This window comes from Rhodococcus sp. EPR-157 (assembly GCF_001647195.1).
GTDB lineage: Bacteria > Actinomycetota > Actinomycetes > Mycobacteriales > Mycobacteriaceae > Rhodococcoides.
Map to the genome: position 1 here is coordinate 1 of NZ_LVCV01000547.1, position 5,542 is coordinate 5,542.

The following is a 5,542-nucleotide window of genomic DNA, read 5'->3' on the forward strand; positions in this document are numbered from 1 at the left end:
TGCGGTGGGCAGCACTTACAGTCCACCGGGCCGGTTCCGACCGTTGTACTTCCTGAATTCCCCCTCAGGCGGAACCCCACCCCGACTGAACCGTCGGCGCAAGACCCCTTCAGGAAACGCTCCAAAAGCACACCGCTCGCAACAATAGATCCTGCGAGCGTGAGAACGAACACAGAAGCTGCGACCAGTTCAAGTCAACCACGACTTGGGCATTTCCAACAGTCGAAAAGTGAGTTTTCGGCACATTCGGTTGATCTTGAAACAAGGCGTGGACGACTGTTGCATCGTTCGCCCGTCCCCACCAGCGTCGATACCCGGCCGCTGCATCCGCGAACCCGACCGCCCGATAGCATGAAAACTGCAGGTCGCGGCCCCTTCCAGAGCACGCGGCAACGTCAGCAGAATCTTGGAGAGCAGCAGTGACCCAACCGGATCCGTCGAGCGAGGGTCATGCAACCAGCTACGGACGATCGCTTCTGGACCGTGTACTCGCTGGCACTCCGTCCGGTGAACACCCCCTCACCCACGTTGCCGAGCTACCGGCACGCATGGCCCAATTCACCGACTGGCCAACATGGTTGAAGCCGGAAGTAAGGGCCGTACTACAGTCTCGCGGAATCCCGAGACCGTGGAGCCATCAGGCCCGCGCAGCATCCCTCGCCAACGACGGTCATCACGTTGTCCTGTCAACAGGCACGGCGTCGGGAAAGTCTCTGGCATACCAGATGCCGATCCTCTCCAGCTTGCTCGGCGACGCCCGTGCAACCGCTCTCTACCTTGCTCCGACCAAAGCGCTCGGTGCCGATCAACTCCGCAGCACGATCTCGATCACCGACGAGTTACGCGGCGATGCACCGGAACTGGCCGAGGTATTCCCGAGCGCCTACGACGGAGACACACCGATCGAGATTCGGCAGTGGGCACGCGCGAATGCGCGATGGATATTCACCAACCCCGACATGATTCACATCGGAATCCTGGGCGCACACGAGAGATGGGCACGATTCCTGCGGAATCTGAGATTCGTCGTCGTCGACGAGTGTCACTACTACCGCGGTGTCTTCGGCTCCAATGTGGCGCTGATACTTCGGCGCCTGCGTCGCATCTGCGCTCGCTACGGTGCGAGTCCGACGTTCGTCCTCGCGAGTGCGACGACGTCGAATCCGGGACTCGCCGCATCCCGACTCGTCGGAGGTCCGTGCGAGGAGGTCACCGACGACGGTTCACCCCACGGGCCGCGAACCGTCGCACTCTGGGAACCACCGCTACTGAAGGAGATCACCGGCGAGAACGGCGCTCCGGTACGCCGCTCTGCGGGAGCGGAGGCCTCACGCATCATGGCCGATCTGATGATCGAGGGTGCTCGCACACTGACTTTCGTACGTTCGAGACGCGGCGCGGAGGTGACCGCACTCGGCACGCAGCGGCTGCTCGCCGACGTCGATCGCGATCTGGCGACACGCGTCGCCGCCTACCGTGCCGGATACCTGGCCGAAGATCGAAGAACGTTGGAAAAGAACCTGTCCGACGGCACACTCCTCGGCGTCGCCACGACGAACGCACTCGAACTCGGCGTCGACATCGCCGGTCTCGACGCCGTCGTCGTCGCAGGTTTTCCCGGCACGGTCTCGTCCTTCTGGCAGCAGGCAGGCCGTTCGGGAAGGCGCGGCGAAGGCTCGCTGGTGACCCTCGTCGCGCGGGACGATCCACTCGATACGTACCTCGTCCACCATCCGTCGGCTCTGCTCGACAAACCGATCGAGGCGACGGTCACCGATCCGACCAATCCCTATCTTCTCGGTCCTCAATTGCTCTGCGCTGCTGCGGAACTGCCGATCACCAACGACGAGGCCGAGGAACTCGGGGCGATTGTCGTGCTGGAGAACTTGGCGGCCGACGGTCTCGTACGCAAGCGGCCGCACGGTTGGTTCATCACGCCCGAGGGACAGAAGTATGCTCCGCACGCATCGGTGAACATTCGCGGCGGAACAGGCACGCAGATCGCCATCGTCGACGGTGAATCCGGCCGCATGCTCGGAACGGTCGACTCCGGAAAGGCCCCGGCCACAGTCCATCCGGGCGCGGTCCACATCCATCAGGGGGAGAGCTTCGTCGTCGACGAACTGGACCTGGAATCCGGCCTTGCGCTCGTACACGCTGAGCACCCCGACTGGCACACGTCCGCCCGGGAAACCACCGACATCGCGATCACCGAGGTTCATTCCAGTCGGGTCCTCGGCGAGGTTACCGTCGCTCTCGTCCAGGTGAATGTCACGCACCAGGTCGTCGGGTACCTTCGTCGACTGCATTCGGGTGAAATTCTCGATTCGATCGAGCTCGACATGCCGGAGCAGACGTTGGACACACGCGCTGTCATGTACACCATCACGCCGGAGACACTCCTCGACCGCGGAATCCCCACCGAACGGTTTCCTGGATCCCTGCATGCTGCCGAACACGCTGCGATCGGCCTGCTGCCGCTCGTCGCCACGTGCGACCGCTGGGACATCGGCGGCGTCTCGACTGCCCTGCACCCGGACACGGGCCTCCCGACGGTGTTCGTCTACGACGGTTACGACGGCGGCGCGGGCTTCGCGGATCGGGGTCACCGAGCGATCATGGAGTGGTTGGAGGCCACGAGGGACGCAATCACCTCGTGCGAGTGTCCTACCGGGTGCCCCTCGTGTGTGCAGTCCCCCAAATGCGGCAACGGCAACGACCCTCTGGACAAGGAAGGCGCCGTCGCCGTTCTGCAGATAGTGCTCGATGCGGCGTCGCCACGATCTGCCGTTTCGTGACCGAGCACATTCGATCGCCGACGTCTTTGTAGGTTGACGGAGACTTGGTCTCGCCACGCTGCGGCATCGCCTCACACCTGGTGAACTTGGCTCCTGCCGACGAACAGAGGTGGCCATGTCGACGATCTACGCGAACGAACCCGAAGTCTCCGGCCCCAAGAGCATCCGAGACATGGTGGGCGCACATCACATCGTGGGATTCACCTACGAGATCGGTCGCCAGAAGATCGTCGAATTCGCACGATCGGTCCACGACGACCATCCAGCACCCGTCGACGATGCAGTCGGCCGCGAGCTCGGGCACGGCGGGGTTATCGCGCCGGTCACATTCGTCAGCGTCGTCGGAACGGCGGTGCTCCCGGAGCTGTTCGCCAACCTGCTGATCGGATACGGACTCGGCGACATTCTGCATACCGATCAGCAGATCATTCTGCACCGACCCATGCGTGTGGGAGACGTCCTCACCAGTGATCTCTGCCTGGAATCGTTTCGCCAGTCCGGTGGTAGCGACATCATGGTCACCGTGAATCGAATCACCGACGCGTTCGACGAGTCGGTGGCTACGACCACCACCACCTTCGTCGCTCGTACAGGCGGACGCGGAGACGACACCGGATTCGGCCAGATGCTCGACGGGATCATGCGCCGGGGTGGCTAGGGGTTAGCAAGCGGGCGGCTAGGTTCGCCAGCGGGCGGAGCTAGCACCATTTTTGCCGAGCTAGCACACCGGCTATGACGCGAGCCGATGTCCAAGCTTTGCAGAAACGGTCCTAGCTCCCGGCAACCAGCGACCAGCTCCCGGCGACCGGCGACCGGCGACCGGCGACCGGCGACCGGCGACCGGCGACCGCTACGGCCCCGCCCTCGCCGACGCGACCGCATCACGGACACCGAACCGACCGAGCGGCAGCGTGATCGACACCTCGACGACAACGTCCCAGTCCTCGACCGCACACGAGGTGACGGCTCCGCCCATTCGCTCGGCGATCGTGTCGGCAGTCGCGCACGCGTCGGGCACCCCTCGATCCAACGCACCCGCCGCGGCCAGTGCGGCCAGATCCGCGGCGGACTGAGCCTGATGACGCCCACTCACCGCCGACCCGACCTGCAACACCGCGATCACCACGACGAGCAGTGCCGTCAACGCGCACGCAGCAAGGACACTCACGCTCCCGTCCTCGTTGGTCCTCACTCCACGGCCTCGGGTTCGACCGCCGCCACCGCTTCCGCACTCACCGTCAGTCCCGGAAGCGCAGTACTCACTTCGACTCTCGCCAGCACGAAGCCGTCCTGCTCCGACACACTCACGACAGCACCTTCGGGCAGCAGGAACTCCGATACCTCTCCCCCTCGAGCCACCAACCGGGCAGCCTCACGCGCGGCGTCGACACACCGAACATGTTGCGTCACCGCCAAGATCGCCCCGATACACGTGACGACGACGGTGACGATGGACGCCAACGCGATCGCAGCCTCCACCGTCACCGAGCCGTCGTCCGCTACACCGATGTGGCGAGCGCTCGATCGATGATGCCCGTCAACGCATCGACGATCGAGCTTCCGGTCACGACGGTGTACAGAATCGCCCCGAACGCGGCGGCGGCGATGGTGCCGATCGCGTACTCGGCAGTCGACATTCCGTCGTCCTCCACTACTGCCAGCAGAAGCCGAGTCTTCACCCGAGAAATCGCATTGCTCATTGTTGTTCCCCTCCTCGTTCTCCGAGACGGCGGCCCCGCCCCGGAAGCATCGTCGAACCGTCACAGCAGTCCCCCGCCCAGGACGTTCCCCGCCAAACCCACTACCACCGGCACGATTCCGAGGCAGATGAATGCCGGCAGGAAGCACAGTCCCAGCGGCCCGCTGATGAGCACTCCTGCCCGTTCGGCCGCTGCAGCTGCCGAGTCCTCGGCCCGCAACCGTTCGGCTTCGGCGAGCTCGGCTACCGCGTCGGCGAACGATGCTCCCGATCGCGCCGAACGTGCCGCCATCCGCGCGAGTGACTCGATCTCGGGCGTCGCTGCCACCGGTGCCCACGCCGCGTCCGGGGCTGCGCCGAGTGTCAGTAGGTCAGCTGTCGTGCGAAGGGCGATCGAGGCAGCGCCAGGAGCTATGGCGGATACCGCACTCGCGGCCGCTCCGGCAGGGAGCCCACCGCGCAGGCATGCGGCCATCATGTCGAACGTGGTTGCGGTGGCGTGTGGATCGGCGACTACCTGTGTCTGCTCCTCGGCGTCCTGACCGGCGCGACGCGAACCGAACACCCTGCCGAGGGGACCGGGGCCGACCGGAGCGAGGACGAGCGCCGCCGCCACGCACACCAACGCGACCCCCATCATCGACACACCCTGTCGGTGATCGCATCCGTCCACAACAGTCCGGCGCAGACGAGCGCAACTCCGATCACGAGGAGTACACCGCCGAGGCCTCCGCCGAGCAGTACCCGTATCGGTGACGCCCCCATCGCCTGCCCGAGCCCGACGCCCACGACGGGGAGGCACGCCAGGACTGTTCCCGTCGCCCGTGCGCCCGCCAGCGAAGCCTGCGTTCGTGTGCGGAACCGCCTGCGCGCAAGCATGTCGCTTCGCGCTGCGGAGAGTAGACCCACGAGGCCGAGGCCATGGTCGTCGGCGATACGCCAGGCGCCCGCCACGATCGCCAGCTCTGCGGACACCGGCGAATCGGCAACGCGCAGACCGTCGTGTGCCGTCCCTCCGAGACGCGCTCGGCCGCAGGCTCTTCCG

Annotated in this window: 7 protein-coding genes; 2 read left to right on the plus strand and 5 right to left on the minus strand. The window is 65.2% G+C overall.

The genetic code is table 11. The annotated features are described in order from the left end of the window. Window positions 1–419: 419 nt before the first annotated feature. The gene (locus A2J03_RS24130) at window positions 420–2,798 is read left to right on the plus strand and encodes a DEAD/DEAH box helicase (protein ID WP_068379057.1); all 2,379 of its coding nucleotides are present in this window, start codon (window positions 420–422) and stop codon (window positions 2,796–2,798) included. A gap of 115 nt (window positions 2,799–2,913) precedes the next feature. After that, on the plus strand, window positions 2,914–3,456 hold the full coding sequence (locus A2J03_RS24135; RefSeq protein WP_068379060.1) for an FAS1-like dehydratase domain-containing protein: 543 nt from the start codon (window positions 2,914–2,916) through the stop codon (window positions 3,454–3,456). Window positions 3,457–3,648: 192 nt separating this feature from the next. Here A2J03_RS24135 and A2J03_RS24140 read toward each other — a convergent pair whose 3' ends face one another. The 5 genes from A2J03_RS24140 to A2J03_RS24160 form a co-directional block, all read right to left on the minus strand. Then, window positions 3,649–3,966, minus strand: coding sequence for an Rv3654c family TadE-like protein (locus A2J03_RS24140; RefSeq protein WP_231912698.1), 318 nt, complete (start codon window positions 3,964–3,966; stop codon window positions 3,649–3,651). 20 nt (window positions 3,967–3,986) lie between these two features. Beyond that, window positions 3,987–4,277 (minus strand): TadE family type IV pilus minor pilin, encoded by a 291-nt coding sequence (locus tag A2J03_RS24145; RefSeq protein ID WP_068379073.1) that lies wholly within the window; start codon window positions 4,275–4,277, stop codon window positions 3,987–3,989. Window positions 4,278–4,297: 20 nt separating this feature from the next. After that, window positions 4,298–4,498: a DUF4244 domain-containing protein gene (locus A2J03_RS24150; protein WP_068379066.1), complete on the minus strand. Its 201-nt coding sequence runs from the start codon at window positions 4,496–4,498 to the stop codon at window positions 4,298–4,300. Window positions 4,499–4,558: 60 nt separating this feature from the next. Beyond that, the gene (locus A2J03_RS24155) at window positions 4,559–5,137 is read right to left on the minus strand and encodes a type II secretion system F family protein (protein ID WP_231912699.1); all 579 of its coding nucleotides are present in this window, start codon (window positions 5,135–5,137) and stop codon (window positions 4,559–4,561) included. Then, a partial coding sequence (locus A2J03_RS24160) for a type II secretion system F family protein (protein ID WP_442971404.1) occupies window positions 5,134–5,542 on the minus strand: 409 nt, incomplete at its 5' end. The genes A2J03_RS24160 and A2J03_RS24155, both read right to left, overlap by 4 nt.

Bases quoted from the DNA above. Each gene is read 5' to 3' on its own strand.
- A2J03_RS24135 (WP_068379060.1), top strand. From the start codon at position 2,914: ATGTCGACGATCTACGCGAACGAACCCGAAGTCTCCGGCCCCAAGAGC.
- A2J03_RS24150 (WP_068379066.1), bottom strand. From the start codon at position 4,498: ATGAGCAATGCGATTTCTCGGGTGAAGACTCGGCTTCTGCTGGCAGTA.
- A2J03_RS24155 (WP_231912699.1), bottom strand. From the start codon at position 5,137: ATGATGGGGGTCGCGTTGGTGTGCGTGGCGGCGGCGCTCGTCCTCGCT.